17 protein-coding genes are annotated in these 18,401 nt (G+C 46.6%); 12 read left to right on the forward strand and 5 right to left on the reverse strand.

Going from position 1 to position 18,401, the window contains the following annotated elements; all coding sequences use genetic code 11:
• The first annotated feature begins 24 nt into the window (after positions 1 to 24).
• Positions 25 to 585: an NADAR family protein gene (locus tag AB4507_RS01455; protein WP_032546895.1), complete on the forward strand. Its 561-nt coding sequence runs from the start codon at positions 25 to 27 to the stop codon at positions 583 to 585.
• Between the two features lie 174 nt (positions 586 to 759).
• On the opposite strand, the gene AB4507_RS01460 is transcribed toward AB4507_RS01455, so the two are convergent.
• On the reverse strand, positions 760 to 1,518 hold the full coding sequence (locus tag AB4507_RS01460; RefSeq protein WP_019823349.1) for an ABC transporter substrate-binding protein: 759 nt from the start codon (positions 1,516 to 1,518) through the stop codon (positions 760 to 762).
• 88 nt (positions 1,519 to 1,606) lie between these two features.
• On the opposite strand from AB4507_RS01460, the gene AB4507_RS01465 reads away from it, so the two are divergent.
• On the forward strand, positions 1,607 to 4,039 hold the full coding sequence (locus AB4507_RS01465; RefSeq protein ID WP_372182101.1) for a response regulator: 2,433 nt from the start codon (positions 1,607 to 1,609) through the stop codon (positions 4,037 to 4,039).
• A 151-nt stretch (positions 4,040 to 4,190) separates the two neighbouring features.
• Here AB4507_RS01465 and AB4507_RS01470 read toward each other — a convergent pair whose 3' ends face one another.
• Positions 4,191 to 4,943, reverse strand: a complete 753-nt coding sequence (locus tag AB4507_RS01470; protein ID WP_017071252.1) for an SDR family NAD(P)-dependent oxidoreductase — start codon at positions 4,941 to 4,943, stop codon at positions 4,191 to 4,193.
• A gap of 12 nt (positions 4,944 to 4,955) precedes the next feature.
• On the reverse strand, positions 4,956 to 5,651 hold the full coding sequence (locus AB4507_RS01475) for a sulfite exporter TauE/SafE family protein (protein WP_017066352.1): 696 nt from the start codon (positions 5,649 to 5,651) through the stop codon (positions 4,956 to 4,958).
• 362 nt (positions 5,652 to 6,013) lie between these two features.
• On the opposite strand from AB4507_RS01475, the gene AB4507_RS01480 reads away from it, so the two are divergent.
• The gene (locus tag AB4507_RS01480; protein ID WP_069595314.1) at positions 6,014 to 7,330 is read left to right on the forward strand and encodes an aspartate aminotransferase family protein; all 1,317 of its coding nucleotides are present in this window, start codon (positions 6,014 to 6,016) and stop codon (positions 7,328 to 7,330) included.
• Positions 7,331 to 7,535: 205 nt separating this feature from the next.
• Here AB4507_RS01480 and AB4507_RS01485 read toward each other — a convergent pair whose 3' ends face one another.
• Positions 7,536 to 9,050 (reverse strand): PLP-dependent aminotransferase family protein, encoded by a 1,515-nt coding sequence (locus AB4507_RS01485; protein ID WP_372182102.1) that lies wholly within the window; start codon positions 9,048 to 9,050, stop codon positions 7,536 to 7,538.
• A gap of 239 nt (positions 9,051 to 9,289) precedes the next feature.
• On the opposite strand from AB4507_RS01485, the gene AB4507_RS01490 reads away from it, so the two are divergent.
• The 4 genes from AB4507_RS01490 (at position 9,290) to AB4507_RS01505 (ending at position 12,557) form a co-directional block, all read left to right on the forward strand.
• The gene (locus AB4507_RS01490; protein ID WP_372182104.1) at positions 9,290 to 10,156 is read left to right on the forward strand and encodes a transporter substrate-binding domain-containing protein; all 867 of its coding nucleotides are present in this window, start codon (positions 9,290 to 9,292) and stop codon (positions 10,154 to 10,156) included.
• Between the two features lie 131 nt (positions 10,157 to 10,287).
• The gene (locus AB4507_RS01495) at positions 10,288 to 10,929 is read left to right on the forward strand and encodes an amino acid ABC transporter permease (protein WP_017066356.1); all 642 of its coding nucleotides are present in this window, start codon (positions 10,288 to 10,290) and stop codon (positions 10,927 to 10,929) included.
• A gap of 115 nt (positions 10,930 to 11,044) precedes the next feature.
• The gene (locus AB4507_RS01500; RefSeq protein WP_017071256.1) at positions 11,045 to 11,710 is read left to right on the forward strand and encodes an amino acid ABC transporter permease; all 666 of its coding nucleotides are present in this window, start codon (positions 11,045 to 11,047) and stop codon (positions 11,708 to 11,710) included.
• Positions 11,703 to 12,557, forward strand: coding sequence for an amino acid ABC transporter ATP-binding protein (locus tag AB4507_RS01505; RefSeq protein ID WP_372057682.1), 855 nt, complete (start codon positions 11,703 to 11,705; stop codon positions 12,555 to 12,557). The genes AB4507_RS01500 and AB4507_RS01505 overlap by 8 nt, the downstream gene beginning before the upstream one ends.
• A gap of 103 nt (positions 12,558 to 12,660) precedes the next feature.
• On the opposite strand, the gene AB4507_RS01510 is transcribed toward AB4507_RS01505, so the two are convergent.
• The gene (locus AB4507_RS01510) at positions 12,661 to 13,389 is read right to left on the reverse strand and encodes a UTRA domain-containing protein (protein ID WP_017065129.1); all 729 of its coding nucleotides are present in this window, start codon (positions 13,387 to 13,389) and stop codon (positions 12,661 to 12,663) included.
• 211 nt (positions 13,390 to 13,600) lie between these two features.
• On the opposite strand from AB4507_RS01510, the gene AB4507_RS01515 reads away from it, so the two are divergent.
• From AB4507_RS01515 to AB4507_RS01535, 5 genes are all read left to right on the forward strand, one after another.
• The gene (locus AB4507_RS01515) at positions 13,601 to 14,725 is read left to right on the forward strand and encodes an ABC transporter substrate-binding protein (protein WP_372182105.1); all 1,125 of its coding nucleotides are present in this window, start codon (positions 13,601 to 13,603) and stop codon (positions 14,723 to 14,725) included.
• A gap of 61 nt (positions 14,726 to 14,786) precedes the next feature.
• Positions 14,787 to 15,707, forward strand: coding sequence for an alkaline phosphatase family protein (locus AB4507_RS01520; protein ID WP_372182106.1), 921 nt, complete (start codon positions 14,787 to 14,789; stop codon positions 15,705 to 15,707).
• Complete coding sequence (locus AB4507_RS01525) at positions 15,704 to 16,597, forward strand: ABC transporter permease (RefSeq protein WP_372182107.1); 894 nt, start codon at positions 15,704 to 15,706, stop codon at positions 16,595 to 16,597. The genes AB4507_RS01520 and AB4507_RS01525 overlap by 4 nt, the downstream gene beginning before the upstream one ends.
• Positions 16,597 to 17,382, forward strand: coding sequence for an ABC transporter permease (locus tag AB4507_RS01530; protein WP_004732591.1), 786 nt, complete (start codon positions 16,597 to 16,599; stop codon positions 17,380 to 17,382). Before AB4507_RS01525 ends, AB4507_RS01530 begins: the two co-directional genes overlap by 1 nt.
• Positions 17,382 to 18,401, forward strand: coding sequence for an ABC transporter ATP-binding protein (locus AB4507_RS01535; protein ID WP_017078395.1), 1,020 nt, complete (start codon positions 17,382 to 17,384; stop codon positions 18,399 to 18,401). The genes AB4507_RS01530 and AB4507_RS01535 overlap by 1 nt, the downstream gene beginning before the upstream one ends.

Below are 18,401 nucleotides of genomic sequence, written 5' to 3' on the forward strand. Positions count from 1 at the left end.
TGGCATACTCTTGAACTAAGTTGTTTGACAGTCATATTCAACGCCACTAATTTTAAAGTTAAAGCAAAAATATGCGATGTCGTTGGTAAGGAGAAGGCTATGTCTAATTCTGTGGCTCAAGCTAAAGAAGTGCTGTTTTACGAACCCGAAGATCCGAACGGATACCTGTCAAATTTTGCCGCTTGTCCTATCAAGGTAGGTGATCAAGTTTGGGCAACCAGCGAACATTATTATCAAGCGATGAAGTTTGCCTCCGAAGCGCTACGTAATACCATTTTGGAAGCCAGTACACCTGCTGAAGCGTTCTCTTTAAGTCGTGACTACGAAGACCAAGTTCGCGAAGATTGGTATGACATTCGTGTTGAAGTGATGCAGTTTATTGTGACGGAGAAGTTCAGACAGAATCCACAGTTTGCGCTGTTTCTTACCAAGACCGGAGATTCGGTGATCAAAGAACATTCGCACAAAGACCACTTCTGGGGCGATGGCGGCGATGGAACCGGCGAGAACCATTTGGGTAAGATTCTGATGGCAGTGCGTCACCAGCTTCGCACTCAGCAACTGCATTTAATTGCTTCGCACTGATTCGTCGATTCAGATAGCGGCATGCTTATGATTACCCCTTAGACGCATTTAAAAGGCCGCCCTGCTATCTAGTATGAAGCAGGGCGGCCTTTTCGGTTTTAGAGAGTCAGGCATCAACGAGAGTTAACGTACGTGACTAAGCTATCCGTTGCTAAGTTCTAAGTTACGCTGGTGCTATAAGTAACTCTGTACGATGTCGTCAAGCTGTCCATCGTCTTTCATTTGGTCTAGGCGTTGGTTGATGAAGCTTTGCAGTTTAGGATCCATCTCAGGGTCAAACGCCAAATGGATAGGGTAGTTATTGATGACAGAACCAAACTCTTGCATCTGGTAATCATCAATACTCAGTTTTTGCTCGTTTAGGTTGTATTTGATTCGTGATTCCATTTCCACAAACACGGTGTCGCCAGGTGCTCGGTTCAGGACACGAAACGCAGCAGTGTAATCTTTTACTCGAATCTCGTTGAGCTTGCCCTGTTGGATATAAGGTTCCAAGTTCGGATACTCAAATCCTTTCAGCAATACCACGGCTTTCCCATCGAGATCATCGATTGTATTGAACTCAAATGGTTTTTTACCGCTGCTGAGTAATACGTGTTTTACATTGTAAATCGGGTCTTCAGATAGGTTCGCAGATTGAATATTCCCCCAACTAGGGCTGCCATAGGTAACCCAGTTTGGATTCTCTCTCGCATCGAGCTTGTCGATCATTCGATTAAAAGGGTAGGTGTGGTAGTTGATCTCATATTGGCTGTCATCAAACACGGCTTCCACAATATCTGAAACAATTCCTCTGTGAGATGACCCGTCAGTTTCGATTTGAAAAGGTTGCGCTTGGCTCGCAATAATGTAGTAGTGAAGAGGTTCGCTTGCAGAAGCATAACTGCTTGAAAACAAACTGACTATGGATGCAACGATAAGATGTTTTTTCATAACCTTCCCTAGTTATTTGATGAATGACTACTATTATACTAGTTGAGTAATTGTAGTTTGCTAGGATAACAATAATGGTAATTTGTGTATGGTGACAAAAGGAAAACGCTACGTTGGACTCTCCCGACAGTTGATCGGGATGATAATAGCGATCAGTACCTTATTCACAGTTATAGTGACAGGTCTCGGGTTGTATGTAGAGTACCAAAGTCGAGTTTCTTTTATCAGCTCTCAGATCGAGCAGGTCAAGGCTGGCTACCTTTCTGGTTTAACGGCAAGTTTGTGGGTTGAAGATCGAGAGCAATTGTTTGTGCAAGCCGAAGGCATCTCTCGCCTCCCTTCGGTCAGTTACCTTCTTATCGAAAGTCCCGATGAAAAAATTCTAGAGTTAGGTCAAAAGACCGAAGGCCAATCTTATTCTCAGTCTTGGGAAATGGTGCACCAGATGGGCGGCACAGACTTCCCGTTGGCGACGCTCACGGTGCAATCAGACTTGAGCATGATCCTAGATGACTTTGAAGAACGAGTGTTATTGTTGCTCGCCTTCGAAGCCGTTAAAATCTTCTTGTTGTCTCTCGTATGTTTAACCATCGTCTATCGTCTTGTCGTAAAACGTTTGATGACTATGTCTTCCCAAATCAACCAACAACAGGTCGAAGACAACAAACCGCGCTTTATAACGCCAACTCACTCTACTTACAAAGATGAGATATCGACTCTAGAGAGTAGCTATAACCGATCGGTAGAACGTATTCGTCAACAATATCAAGAGCTGGAAAAAGCCAAAGACATTGCTGAGGTGGCCAACCGCAATAAAAGTGAATTCCTTGCCAATATGAGTCACGAAATCCGTACCCCAATGAATGGGATTATCGGGCTGTCGTCTTTGCTTTCTGAAATGGATATGCCGAAAGAGCAAAAAGAGTACATCAACATGCTCAACACCTCTTCGCTTACGTTGCTCGACTTAATCAACGACATTCTCGATTACTCGAAGATCGAAGCGGGGCGACTAGAGCTTCAGCAAGAGCCGATGAAAATGATGGGCATTGCGGCCGACGTTGAATCAACCTTTCGAGTGAAAGCCGAACAGAAAGGGCTTCGATTCCAATTAGCGATCGACCCTAAGATCCCAACCATGGTGATTGGTGACGGTACACAACTAAGACAAGTCCTAAATAACTTAGTAGGTAACGCGATTAAATTTACCGAGCATGGCCACGTCACGCTCTCGCTTCGTTTGGAAGAGGTGGTTGAGCCTGAGCAAAAACTCAGAGTGAGGTTCGAGGTTGTCGACAGCGGTATCGGTATTGCAGAAGACAAACAGAAATCGGTGTTCGATAAGTTTCAACAAGCCGACGGCAGTACCACACGTATTTATGGAGGCACAGGGCTTGGTCTAACAATATGCGAGAAGATAGTGACATTGATGGGCAGCAAGCTTGAACTCACCAGTGTTGAAGGTAAAGGCAGTACCTTCTATTTTACGGCTGACTTTGACCCGTGTTTAGAAGCCGATGAAAGCAATATCGATTTCAATAAGGTTTCGGTTCTGCTTGTGGATGATAGCCAGCTGAACATGCGTATAACGTCTACACAGCTTCAATCCTTTGGCGTTAAGTCTGAGTGCTGTGAAACGGCAAACCAAGCGTTAGAGTTGGTTTCAGAGTCTGTGGCTAAGTCATCACCTTATGATCTCGTTCTGATAGACAAAGTAATGCCGTCCGTTGATGGCTTTCAACTGGCGAGAAGCTTAGTTGAACGCTTTGGTAGCGAGTGTCCCAAGTTAGTGATGATCTCTGCTGACCCTAGAAAGCAAGATGAAGCTCGTGCTAAACAAGTCGGTTTTGTTGCCTACATTGCGCGTCCTTACCAAGATAATCAGCTTAAATGGACCATCAGTGAGGTACTCGCGAGAGCGGCTGATACTTCAGTCTTTACCTATCCGAACAGAGGAGAGGTTGCGTTTAAAGACAATGAACCTGTGCCGTTAAGTAAACCTGCAGCGGTTGTTAAAGATGCTCCCATTGTCTCTGTAAACGCCACACCAGCCGATAAACAAGCTCCAATTCAAGCAGAGTCAAAACCTGTCGCAGTTGCCGGAGAATTTAGTGGTACAGTTTTAGTTGTTGAAGACTCGCGAGTAAACCAACAAGTCGCCAAGATGATGCTCAAGAAGCTTGGCTTTGAGGTTGATATTGCCGACAACGGTGAAATTGGTGTCGAGAAATTCAAAGTCAACGAATACGAGATGATTTTTATGGATTGTCAGATGCCGGTTCTCGATGGCTTCGAAGCGACCAAGCAGATCCGAGCGCTCGAAGAAGGGGCTGCAAAGCATATTCCAATCATTGCGCTGACGGCCAACGTCGTGCAGCGAGACAAGCATTTGTGCTTCGATGTAGGCATGGATGAGTTTTTACCTAAACCGGTTAACCAAGGCAAACTGAGAGAGATCGTAGCGAGTTTCTTGTCGAAAGAGACGGAATCAAACAAAGAACATGAGCAGCAAATTGTTTAGTTGAGTATCTCTAATCTTACTTTCATTAAAAGAGTAATGAGGCGAGTTAGACACCGTCTTTTATGCCGTTGGTTATATTTGAAGTATCGTGTGAAAGAAATGACAAAGGTGGCCTGAAAAGACCACCTTTTTTGTTTGTGTCGGTTTGAACTTAGTCCCTATCTATTGCGAATGCAGACCATGCTTGACGGGTCGGCATCACTTCGACTCGGTTAATGTTGATGTGATCTGGCAAGGTTGCGATATAAAACATCTGCTCGGCAATATCCTCTGCTGACAACGGTGTGGTGCCTTGGTAAAGATTGTCTGAAGCCGTCTGATTACCTTTGGTTCTTACTAGAGTAAATTCCGTTTCTGCAATACCAGGGGAAAGGTCAGTCACTCGTACCCCTGTGCCTTGTAAGTCACAACGTAGGTTGTAACTGAACTGTTTTACGAATGCTTTGCTGGCACCATACACATGGCTTCCTGGGTAAGGCCATTGCCCGGCGATTGATCCAACATTGATGATCGAGCTTCCTGCGCCTTTTTTAATTAACGTCGGCAGCAGCGCGTGAGTAACATTAACCAAGCCAGTGACATTGGTGTCGATCATTGTGTGCCAGTCTTTCAAGTCCACATCAGGCGAGCCTTCTGGTGCCAAGGCTAATCCTGCATTATTGACCAATGCGGTGATCGATGAGAATTCAGCAGGTAGTGAATCAATGGCTTGTTTTACGGCGTCTGCGTCTCGAACGTCGAGTTGAATTACATGCACAGGCACCGTTAATTCTTCCTTTAGGTCGAGTAGCCTTTCGATTCGACGACCAGACAGCACTAACGACCAGTTATCTTCTGCGAAACGTTTTGCTGCCGCTTTGCCGAAACCAGAGGTTGCCCCTGTAATGAACGCTATCTTATCCATAAATACATCCTTCTAATTTGAAATTAACATAAGTAGTGCCATGCCGATCAAAATCGGCGCGGTCGTTGTTTTTGCAGACAAGTTCGGTACTGATAGATACAGTTTTTGCCCCAGTACATTGCCAATCAAAGCTGCCGGTAATAGCCATAAACCTGTGATGAACGATTCTTGGTTAAATGCGCCAATCCATATGAAGCCGATCAGTGAAATCGCTGAACTCAGCAGAAAAAACACAATCGCGGTGGCTCTCTGTTCACTGGTTTTAATGGTCAGGTTCATCAAATACGTCACTAATGGCGGACCTCCTGAAGAAGCGGTGGTCATGCTAAACCCCGAAATGGCTCCCGCCCAAAACGCGTGTCGTTGGTGCAACCAAGTGAGGCGTAAGTCCAAAATAATCAGCGTGCTAGCGACCAAAGACATCATCGCGATAAAGGCCTTCAAGCCTGATTCCGATATCGTGCTAATGAAATACAGCGAGAAAGGCACCGCAACCAACATGCCAATACACAGCGGCGCAATAAGCCGGATATTGATGGTGGTTTTACTTCGCTTGAGCAGAGGAAAGGCACTTAAAAAGTCCAACAAGATAGCGATGGTTACCGCTTGCAATGGTGGAACAATAAAGCTGAGGGAAAGCGCTACGATAATCGCAAACCCAAATCCTGAATAGCCTCGAACTACTCCTGCAAACAGAATCAATGTCATCGCTAATCCTAATTCCACTCTTGCTCACCTCTTTGCTTTTGATATTGCTGCTGCGTTAATTAGCGTTCGATGAGATCTGTCTCGTCTACCTTTCAATCTATTCACACCTAAGAGTTTTGAATAGAGCCAGATCGACGATTGGATTGGGTCAGGCAGTTTGTTGGATCGGGGATGAGACTTGGGCTGATGTACTGGCCCAATGTTTTGTTGAAACTGACACTATGACCTCCGCCCTGTTTGGGATGAAGATTATTCCATCCGATAGCGCAGCCTTTTCAATGTCGTGTTTTGTGTCTTTCATTCTCGAAGGCGAGCCAAGCACGAGCGGCTGTGAATCTAGTGTTGTTAATGGAGACGATGAAATGGAAGTATCAACAGAACAGCTTGTGAACCAAGATATTATCGACCTCGACAAGAGCGTATTTCATTCTTGGTCGATTCAAGAAGCAGCGGAGCCTATCGCCATTGCGGGTGGGCAAGGATGCAAAATGTGGGACTACGAAGGTAAAGAATACCTTGATTTTAGTAGCCAACTGGTTAACACCAACATTGGTCATCAGCATCCACAAGTGATCAAAGCGATTAAAGATCAGGCTGATTCATTAGTGACCGTTGCCCCTGCGACCGCCAACCTCACTCGTGGTTTGGCGGCTAAGCGTATCTTGTCGAAAGCGCCAAGCTCGTTTAAGAAGGTGTTCTTTACCAATGCAGGGGCAGATGCCAACGAAAATGCGATTCGCATGGCGCGACAATTCACAGGGCGCGACAAGGTGCTATCTGCTTACCGTTCTTACCATGGCAATACAGGTACTGCTATTGCTGCGACGGGGGATTTTCGTCGAATTCCAAACGAGTATAGCCGTGGGCACGTTCACTTCTTCAATCCATTTCTCTATCGAAGCGAATTCAACGCGGCGACTGAGGCAGAAGAGAGTGAGCGTGCCCTGCAGCATTTAGAGCGAGTGATTGAATGCGAAGGACCAACGGCGATTGCGGCGATTATCCTAGAGACGATTCCGGGAACGGCTGGTTTTCTCATTCCGCCCAAAGATTACCTTATCGGCGTGCGTGAGCTGGCAACCAAACATGGCATTCAGTTGATATTCGATGAAGTCATGGTCGGCTTTGGTCGCACGGGTAAGTGGTTTGCGTTTGAGCACTTTAATGTCGTGCCAGATCTGATTACTTTCGCGAAAGGGGTGAACTCGGGTTATGTGCCGGCTGGTGGCGTGGTGGTCAGCGAACCGATCGTTGAGCACTTTAAGTCAAACTTCTTTATGGGCGGCTTAACGTACTCTGGTCACCCTTTGGCGATGGCTTCTATCGTTGCAACGCTCGATGTGATGGAGCAAGAGGGCATTGTCACACACGCTGATAACGTCGGTAACAGCGTTCTAGGGCCGCTCCTACTGAGCCTTCAAGAGTTGCACCCTATGATTGGTGATGTGCGCGGTAAAGGGATGTTCTGGGCGGTTGAGCTGGTGGAAGATCGTGAAAGTAAAACACCTTTAAGCAATGAAAAAATGGGGCAATTGAAAGCGCAATTGACCAAGCGAGGCCTGTTGACCTTCATTGTGAATAACCGCATTCACGTTGCGCCACCTTTGGTTATTCAGCCAAGCGAGATAAAGAAAGGCGTTAAGATCATTGATGAAGTGTTGTTTGAACTTGCTTCTTAATTCTTCAATAAGATAGCTAGCACAGCAACCAAGGCACTTTGGCAAAGGATTCCCCGTTCTTTTCAAAGTGCTTATTTTTCCTGAGTGCTTGGCTTTTGAGTGTCTAGCTTCCAATTGGTTAGGTATAGTCGAAAAAGAGCATCGATTGATGCTCTTTTTTACGTCATTGTCTTGAATAACAACGTCTACATAACCCTTTGTGATGCTAGCTCTTCATTACCTCTGACAGCTCTTTGATGCCGGGGGCGATCAAGTCTTTGTCGATGGCGTGAAAGCCCAACCTGAAATAAGAATTAGGATCAAATTCGGATGAAGTTTCATTGCTCAACTTCGTTTCAGGATCGGTCATGAAGTGAGAATACCCTGTCTCAATCAAAATCCCTTTTTGTGCGGCTCGTGACGCTAAGCGTTGGCTATTGATGTGACTGGGCGTTTGTAGCCACAGAGAGTTGGCCTGCTCGCTTTGAGCCAGTCGCTTGCAGTCAGGTAGGTACTTCAAGACCGCATCGTTGATCAGCTTCCAGCGCTGGCGTGTGTTTTCCCTAAAGCGCCTCACAAAGCTGTCGTAGTAGCCTTGTTCAATAAAGTGCGCCACTTCCATCTGAACGCGGCTTGGTGCGTGTCGATACATCAAGCGACGCAGTATTCTAAGATCGTAGATCAACTCTTCAGGTGCCACGATGTAGCCTAATCTCAAGCCGGGTGCTAATAGCTTAGAGAAGCTGCTGACGTAGATGACACGTCCTTCTTTGTCACTGGCTTTTAGCGCGGGTTTAGGGTTCCACTCCACGTTACACTCGGCGTCATAGTCATCTTCGATAATTACCGCGTCATTGGCTTTGGCCATTTCCAGTAACTGAGTTCGACGCTCGTCACTCATGGTGACGCCGGTTGGAGCTTGATGGCTAGGCGTGACATAGAAGTGATCACACAGTGAAGAGTGCTCATTGAATCTCAATCCTTGTTCATCCACTTGATGCGGGTGTAACTGCGCGCCAGAGAGATTGAAGATGTGATTCGCTTCTTTGTAGCCGGGGTTCTCGACTCCGACTCGACTCTGATGGTTCATGAGCAAAGTCGAAATCAAATACAGCGCATTCTGCGAACCTAAGGTTATGAGGATCTCATCACTTTGGGCATGAATACCGCGCTGTGGGAGCACCCTTGTGCGTATCTGTTCGACCAGCATGTCGACGTCTTTATCGACCTTGTCGCAAAGCCAGCGGTGATCATGTGGGTCTGAGGTGACCTTTCTTGTCGCTTCTCGCCATTGAGCTAATGGGAAGTCATTGATAGAGGGTTGGCCAAAAATAAATGGGTATTGGTAACAACTCCAATGCGAGGGTTTGACGATGCGTGGGTATTGGCCCAATTGCAGCTTAACGCGTTTGCTCCAATCCGGTGCATTGTCGCTGTCGGCTGATTCAAAATGATCCAAACTCGCGTCGATAGTATCACTCGGGTTTTCATACTTTTCTGAAAGGTAATAACCACTGCGAGGCTTACTGATGAGGTAGCCATCGTCGAGCAAACTGTCGTACACCAACGAGACAGTATTGCGTGAAACACCCAATTGGCTAGACAGCTTACGACAAGACGGAAGCGCTTGTTCAGCCGGAAAAATACCATTCAATATCGCCGTCACCAAATAGCTACGTACTTGTTCTTGCAGGCTTCTTTTGGAATCAAACTCGATGAAACAATTGTGATTTATCGCCATGAGATACAGTCCTTATTCTCAGTGAACCTCAGTCCAATTTGTATAAAAGAGCAAGAAATGCGCCAGAGTTCATATTGATGTTTTAAGAGTGTGTTTTGCTCTCTCTCAACCCCGAAAATTACGTTGTCCCAAACTAGAAAATCGTTCTGTCCCAACCTGAAAATTAAATTGGCTCTACGTCTCCGATGCATTCCGTTCATAAAGTAAAGGCAGGCAAATAATCTCGATAAGGAAAGCGTATGAAACAGGGAATGACGATGAAGGCATGGGTTTCAACAGCGGCAGCGACAGTTGTACTGGGTTGTTTTGGAGTCGCACAAGCATCGGAGCTTGCAGCCATCGAAAAGCAAGGCTTCATGAAAGTGGCGACAGAAGACAACTACTCTCCATTCAACTATATCGACCGCGGTAAGCCTGCGGGGATTAACAAAGATTTGCTTGATGAGTTACGTGAATATTCGAAGTTCGATATCGAACAAGAGATCTTACCTTGGACAGGACTACTCGCTTCGGTATCTGCGGGTCAATATGATGTGGCGTTAACTGGCGCGATCATTACCGATGCTCGCTTGAAGGCCTTTGATTTCACTCCACCTATCGCTTCAGCGCAGCATTACTTCTTAACCAGAACTGACGCGGAAGATATTAATACGGTAGCCGATTTAGATGGAAAAACAGTGGGCTTACAAGCGGGCAGTGCTTTGCTAGAAAGGCTTCCAGAGCTCGAAGTGATGCTCGAAGCACAAGGCAAGTCTTTGGGTAAAGTGGTGCAGTATCAATCCTACCCAGAAGCGTATTCCGACTTGGCAATCGGCCGAATAGACTATGTGATCAACAGTGTGGTTTCAGTTAACGAGGTAGTGAAATCCAAGTCAAAGGTATTCAAAAAAGGCGAGGCGGTGTCTGGTCCTGGTTTCGTGAGCTGGCCTGTTCCTAAAGAGAACCCTGAGCTTTTGGCATACCTAACGGAGTTTTTCCTGCACCTAGAGCAAACAGGAAAAATGGCGGAGTTGCAGAAGAAGTGGTTCGGTGAGTCGTTCGACCAACTGCCTTCAGAGGCCATCACTTCCGTTGAGCAGTATCACAAGCTAACAGCCGTTCAATAGATGAATAAGCATGCGCCGACACAAACAGTTAGCGGCTGTTTGTGTCCATGCCAATGGGTTCAAAGCGGTTTAACCCATGAGTCTTTGGCGCACAATCTATCGAAAGAAGTCGCTGATCAAAGAGGTCGTTTATGGATTATTACGCTTGGGAACAGTTACTGCAGGGCGCGTGGGCAACGGCATGGATATCGGCAGTATCGATTGTATTAGGTGTCGTCATCGGCCTAATGATTGCCTTAGTTAGAATGATGAAAATCCCGTTTGTGGATCAAATGTTGGGTATCTATGTCAGCTGGGCACGAGCAACGCCTTTGGTGACACTGGCTCTGTTTATTTTCCTTTCTTTTCCGTCATTTGGCATCAATTTAGATAAACACGTTTCTGCTATTTTAGCTCTCACACTCAATACATCGGCATTCAATGCAGAGATTTGGCGCAATGCCTTTCTTAACTTTTCAAAAGGACAAATGGAAGCGGCAGAAGCCATTGGTATGAGACGTATCACTTATTTTCGCCGCATCATGTTCCCGCAAATGGTGATCATGAGCCTACCAGCGCTAGTCAATGAGATGTCGTTCTTAATCAAAGGCAGCCCAGCGATTGCGGTGATCGGCATCGTCGACCTAACTCGTGTCACCAATCGAATCTCTGCGGTTACCTATGAACCACTTGGGCCGATTCTATGTGCCGGTGCCATTTACATGTTGATTATTGGCGTGTTGGTGAAGTTGCAAGCTGTGGCTGAAAACCGAGCCACTTATCTGCAGCAATAAGTGCATACATCTGTTTACAGTAGCAGCAACAGTTTGGCCGTCATCACTACTTGGTCAGCTACACCATTTACCTGCTTGTGAAGCGTCATTGAGTGGGTAAATTTAAGGAGTAAATATGGAAGAATGGAATATTATCTGGCAACAAAAAGAGCTGTTTGCTTCTGGTTTTGTGACCACGTTTTATCTTTTTGTTTCGTCTTCAATCTTGAGTTTCGTCATAGGCATTGGTTTGTTGTACTGTCTCGAAAACTCGAGACTCGGTGTTAAGTACACCATCAACAGTTTGATAGGCATGATGCGCACCTTACCGTTTCTGATTTTAGCCTATCTGCTCTATTACGGTTTGCCTCAGGTTGGCATTCGACTAGATGCAGTGACTGCGGGAATCATCGCACTCAGCCTCTATCATGGTACGTATTTCTGTGAGATTTTCCGAGGTGTTCGTAAGGGGTTAGAGCCTGGTTACATCGAAGCGGCGCACGCTTATGGCTTTTCTAAACTCAAAACCTTCACACGAGTCATCACACCCAACGTGTTGTGTAAGTCGGTTCCTCTGATCACTAACCAACTCATCATCTGCTTAAAAGACACTGCGTTTCTTAGCATCATCACCGTCGCAGAAATTACCGCGGCCGCCAACAGCATTCAATCGACCTACTTCATCCCATTGAATGCGTTCATCATTGCTATCGCGCTCTACTGGGTTGTGAGTATTGCACTTGAAAGCATCACCAAACGAATCCAAACCAAAGTTGAACTTAGAGGACTTAGCCATGCTTAAACAATCAGAGATTATTGAAACGGAAGCACCGATTAACCCTTCTTTGGGCGTGAATTTGGAAGTGATTGAGTGCGAGCCACTATTGGAAGAACGAGAGACGATCATCAAGGTTGAAAACCTGTCGAAACAGTTTGATGGCATCGAAGTACTGCGAGACATCAACCTCAACATCAACAAAGGCGATGTGGTGAGTATTCTCGGCTCGTCAGGTTCGGGGAAATCGACGCTACTGCGTTGCATGAACTGGTTAGAGCAGCCAGAGCGCGGCACGATTTTTATGGGTGATGAGCGTATTGGTATCAACTCTGAAACGGGTAAGCCACTCAAATACAAAGAGTTGGCGAAACTTCGAGAGCGTCTTGGAATGGTTTTCCAAAGCTTCAACTTATGGCCGCATCTCACCGTGTTGCAAAACGTCATGGAAGCGCTGGTTCATGTTAAGAAGATAGCGAAATCAGACGCCGAAGAGATGGCACGTAAGCAACTCGATAAGGTTGGTATGTCGCACAAACTAGAGAACTACCCAAGCATGTTATCGGGTGGGCAAAAGCAACGTGTCGCTATTGCCAGAGCTCTCGCGATGGAGCCGGATGTGTTGCTGTTTGATGAACCAACGTCAGCACTCGATCCTGAATTGGTCGAAGAGGTGTTGTTGGTGATGAAGAAACTGTCGCAAGAGGGCTACACCATGGTGGTTGTGACACATGAGATGGAGTTTGCGCGTCAGGTATCGGATCAGGTGGTATTTCTTGAAAAAGGCATATTGATTGAAAAATCCAACCCTGAGAAGTTCTTCACTAACCCAGATTCAACAAGGGTAAGGAAGTTCCTCAAGCTTGATTCATGAGCTAGATGATTCGCGCACCTTAATGTTTGATTGTTAAAAAACTCCGACTGAATCAGTCGGAGTTTTTGTATTTGTGTTGCTACCGCATTAAGAGGATGTGGTACTAGCCAATGCTATCAATGTGGATCACTACTGAGTCTGGTCGCCAGTATTCCAGTTCGCAGTCCATCAACTCGCCATCTTGCTTGTAGTTCACACGGCAGATCTTCAGCACCGGTTGACCCTCAGCCAAATTTAATGCCTTGGCGACATGCGCAGGGGCAGAGGTGGGTATCACATCAAAGCGCGATCGTTTGGTCTCGTAGCCGTATTTTTCTCGGTAGATGCCTGTCAGCGACATGGTGAGGTTTTCTGACAACACCTTCTCAAACAACGGCGCTTTTAAGACGTTTTCAACAAACAGCACCGCTCTGCCATCAATAAAGCGTAATCGCTCAATCACGTGTATCGGGGTTATCTGTTCTATTTCTAATGCTTTGGCGTAATCGCCTGCGGCCATTTCTGTGCGGGTGCTGAGCAACTTGGTTGCTGCAATACGATGTTGTTCGCGAATCATTTGATGAAAGTGAGAACGTGACAATGGGTTATAGCGAACACGTTCGGGTGACACATACCAGCCACGGCGCTCTTCTCTGTATATCAAACCTTCGGTTTCCAGAGACACCAACGCATCTTTGAGCGTGATTCGTGTGGTGGAAAACAGTTCGCTAAGGTTTCTTTCTGATGGCAGTTTTTGCCCTTCAATGAAGATACCTGATTGAAGCTGCTCTCGAATACTCGCCTTAATTCTTCCTAACTGTGTCCCTGATTGCCCGGTGCCCAATGTTCTCATTACTGATCTAGTCCATAAGTTCGTGTGCTTAATAAGGTAAACCATGGAGTTAACAGGAATGTGACAGTAAACAATGGCTTATTGTCATATGAGTGAAATATAACTGCCACGTAAATGCACTCGAACTGTCAAATAACTTACGGCAAACCGTCACATTCCGGCTATAGCATACAAAACGAACTTACTGACCTAGTCCAGAAGGATAGAGACAATGAAAACTTTGCTTAGCCGTTCAACTGTATCGCCAGCTAAATTAATCGGTTCACCTGCAAAATTGATAGGCACAACCGCTAAATTGATTGGTGTAACAGGACTTACGGCAACACTTTCAATGCCAGCGATGGCGAAGGATGCTGATCTTGAGTCACTGATTGAAGCCGCTCAAAAAGAGGGTGCAGTTTACAGTGTGGGTATGCCAGACAGTTGGGCAAACTGGAAAGGCACATGGACTGACCTGAAAGCAAACTACGGTTTGAAGCATCAGGATACCGATATGAGCTCGGCGCAAGAGATCTCGAAATTTGAAGCAGAGAAGAAAAACGCAACCGCTGATATTGGTGATGTGGGTTTCGCATTCGCACGTGTGGCCGTAAAGAAAAACGTCACTCAGCCATACAAACCAACCACTTGGAATGACATTCCAGACTGGGCAAAAGACAAAGATGGTCACTGGGCTCTGGCTTACACAGGTACTATCTCGTTCATTTCAAACAACAACCTTGTTGAAGATGCGCCGAAAACTTGGAGTGACCTACTAGAAGGCGACTACAAAGTCACAGTGGGCGATGTCGGCGTAGCCGCGCAAGCAAACAACGCGATTTTAGCGGCAGCATTTGCTAATGGCGGTGACGAGTCGAACCTGAAACCAGCGATTAAATTCTTTGGTGAACTAGCGAAGCAAGGCCGTCTATCTTACACAGATCCAAGCATTGCGAACCTTGAAAAAGGCGAAGTGGAAGTAGCAATCATGTGGGACTTCAACGCACTGAACTACCGCGACAAGATTGACCGTGAGCGCTTTACCGTAAGCATCCCGCAAGATGGCTCAGTGATCTCTGGTTACACCACCATCATCAACAAATACGCGAAAAACCCGAATGCGGCGAAGTTGGCTCGTGAATACATCTTCAGCGACCAAGGCCAAATCAACCTGGCAGAAGGTTACGCACGTCCAATCCGTAGCAACGTTACGTTGCCTAAATCAGTACAAGACAAGCTGATCTCGAACGATGAATACAGCAACGTGCACCCAGTATCTGACTTCTCAGCATGGGAAAAATCAGCACGTCGCCTGCCACGTCAATGGCAAGAAAGCGTATTGATTCACCAGCAGTAATCCCGCTTAACACGCCACCTTCAATAGGTGGCTTTTAGAAACAAGCAATAGAGAATAGACCATGAGCAATAAGGTTATCCTTGTTGTTCTAGATGGACTGAACTATCAGGTAGCCCGTGATTGCATGGGCTACCTGAACGGTCTTCTAGAACTAAGCGATTTGCAGACAAAACAGGGCGATATGCACAGCAACCAAGGCGATTCGTACAATAAACAGAGCGATTCGTACAATAAACAGAGTACTTCGCAGAGCACGCAAAAAAATAAGCTGCGCGCCACGCTTTACCCTGTGCAGTGCGAGCTGCCGTCTATGTCACGTCCACTGTATGAGTGCATTCTGACCGGTGCTCGCCCTGTCGAGAGTGGCATCGTCAACAATCAAATCGTGCGTTTATCGAATCACGAGTCGGTATTTAGCTTGGCGAAGTCGCAGAACAAAGTGACGGCAGCTGCGGCTTACCATTGGGTGAGCGAGTTATATAACCGAGCGCCATTTGATGCTGTGCGTGACCGCTTTACCAACGATGAGACCATGAACATTCAACATGGCTGTTTCTACCACTGGGATCACTACCCAGATGAAGCCTTGTTCTTGGATGCCGAGCACCTGCGCGTGACTCATCAGCCTGATTTTTTACTGATTCACCCAATGAACATTGACGATATGGGACATAAGCATGGGTTGGATTCTCGCCAGTACCGCAATAGTGCAGGTGGCGCGGATATCTACCTATCAAACTATCTTGAGAAATGGGTAGACGATGGTTATCAGGTGATCATCACCAGTGACCACGGCATGAACAATGACTTGTCTCATGGTGGCATTCTGCCTGAAGAGCGTGAAGTGCCTTTCTTTGTGATTGGCGATAAGTTTACACACCAAGAATGTTCAGTGAAACAGACTGATATCTGCGGCAGCGTCTGTCAGTTACTCAACCTTGAACACGATAAATCTTACACTCAGGAATTGTTGGCCCTATGAGCAGTTCTGTAATCACGCAGAGCGATGGCTCTGCGCTTAAACCCAAAACCAAATCTTTGTTTCAACGCTTCAAGCCCGCTTTGTGGCTTGCGCCTTTCGCGCTGTTCTTCTACCTGTTCCAACTGGCACCTATGGTTTGGGTGCTGATCAACAGCTTCTTCTATGACGATGAGCTCTCTCTCGAAAACTATTCTGAAATATTCGATTCTGCTTTCATGATGCAGGCTTTTGGCAACAGTTTATGGTTGTCGATTTGGTCGAGCATTGTTGGCTTGGCGATTGCGACTCTGTTGGTCTCTTCATTGCGCCGTGTTGATTCTAAAATCCGCGATGCGGTGATCGCGTTTACCAATATGAGCAGCAACTTCTCTGGTGTGCCTTTGTCGTTCGCCTTCATCATCATCTTGGGCACCAACGGTGCGATCACCTTATTGCTCAAGCAGTATGGATTACTGGGTGATTTTGACTTGTACGGTAAGTGGGGTTTGCTAGCGATTTACATCTACTTCCAGATCCCGTTAGCGGTTTTATTGCTGTATCCAGCGTTTGATGCCTTGAGTGACAATTGGCAAGCCGCTTCGGCATTGCTTGGTGCGAAAACTTGGCAGTACTGGACCAAAATAGCGCTGCCTGTGCTGTCTCCTGCCTTGTTCGGCACCTTCATCATCTTGATTGCAAATGCGATTGGCGCCTACGCGAGCGTGTATGCGTTGACCTCGGGCAACTACAACGTGATTACGATTCGAATCGCGAGCTTGGTATCGGGCGACTTGTTCTTAGAACCAAACCTAGCTGCGGCAATTTCAGTGATTCTGATGGCGATGCTGGCCTTCATCACCGTGATTAACCAATGGCTTATCAGCAAAAGCTACGCAGGGAAGAGAAAGTAATGAACACCGTAAATACTCGCTTTCATAAAACGGTTGTCTATTCGATTGTCGGCATCATGATGATCCCGATCTTAGCGACCTTTATTTACTCGATCTCTTCTCGATGGGGCGCAACGATCCTGCCAGATGGTTTCACGTTAGATTGGTATATCAACCTGCTGACCGATCCTCGCTTCTTACAAGCCTTTGGTCGTTCCCTGTTTATCTGTGTGGCGGCGCTGTCATTGAGTGTGGTGTTGGTTCTGCCTGCGATTTTCGTGGTGTTTTACTATTTCCCGAAGCTCGACAAGGTGATGAACATCCTGATCTTATTGCCGTTCGCGGTGCCGCCAGTAGTGTCGTCAGTCGGCTTGCTTCAGCTGTATGCAGACAGCGAAATCTCACTGATAGGCACACCGTGGATCTTGATTGGTACTTACTTCACCATCGCGCTGCCATTCATGTACCGCGCGATTGCCAACAGCTTTGAAGCGATTAACTTGCATGACTTGATGGATGCAGCACATCTGCTCGGTGCAAGTACCACCAAGGCGTTCTTGTTGATTATTCTGCCAAACCTTAAGAAAGGCTTAATGGCGTCATTGTTCTTGTCGTTCTCGTTCCTATTGGGCGAGTTCGTGTTCGCCAACATCTTGGTGGGTACACGTTACGAGACACTGCAAATCTACCTATACAACATGCGTCAAACCAGCGGCCACTTCACGTCAGCCCTAGTGATGACGTACTTCCTGTTTATTTTCTTACTGACTTGGTTGGCAAGTCGTTTCAGCCAGGGAACAAAATAATGAGCTATGTAAATGCGAAAAACCTTACCAAAAGCTTTGGTGACAACACGGTGTTTGAAGATATTGAATTTTCCATCGAGAAGGGCGAATTCATTACTCTGCTTGGCCCAAGTGGCTGTGGTAAATCGACTCTACTGCGCAGCTTGGCTGGCCTGAATCCTGTTGATGGTGGCGAGATCTGGGTCAACGGTGAAGAGATTACTCACCAAGTGCCACAACAGCGTGGCATCGGCATGGTGTTTCAATCTTATGCACTGTTCCCGAACATGACGGTTGAGGGCAACATTGCGTTTGGCCTCAAGATGAAAAAGCTTGCTGCTGACGAGATTAAACGCGAAGTCGCGAAAGTGATTGGGCTGGTGGATTTAACGGGCAAAGAGAAATTCTACCCGCATCAGCTATCGGGCGGACAGCGTCAGCGAGTCGCCTTAGCTAGAGCCTTGGTGGTCAAGCCGCGTATTCTATTGCTCGATGAGCCACTTTCAGCGTTGGATGCGAAGATCCGAAAGCACCTACGCCAACAGATCCGAGATATTCAAAAAGAGATGAACCTGACCACGATCTTCGTGACCCACGATCAAGAAGAGGCGATGATCATGTCTGACCGCATCTTCTTGATGAATAAAGGTGAGATCGTACAAGCAGGCACACCCGAAGAGATCTACACTCAACCTGCCAATGAGTTTGTTGCTGGCTTCATGGGGCACTACAATCTGGTGCAAGCGAACAAGGCTAAACAACTGTTTAATATTGAAACCGAATGGAAAGTGGCGATTCGCCCTGAATCTATCTACGTTAAAGAGCAAGGCCGACAGTATGGCGAGCATATCTCCGCGCCGAAAACGGGCACCATTCGCAACCACCAGCTGCTGGGTAACGTGATTCGCTACCAAGTGGACGTTGATGAATGTGAATTAACCGTCGATTTACTTAACCGCTCCTCTGAGCGACTGTTGGCAAACGGCAGCCAACTTGAACTCCTATTTAACCTAAACGAAATTCAACCTGTGAGAGCCTAA

Source organism: Vibrio sp. 10N.222.54.A3 (assembly GCF_041474095.1).
Taxonomy (GTDB): Bacteria; Pseudomonadota; Gammaproteobacteria; order Enterobacterales; family Vibrionaceae; genus Vibrio; species Vibrio crassostreae_C.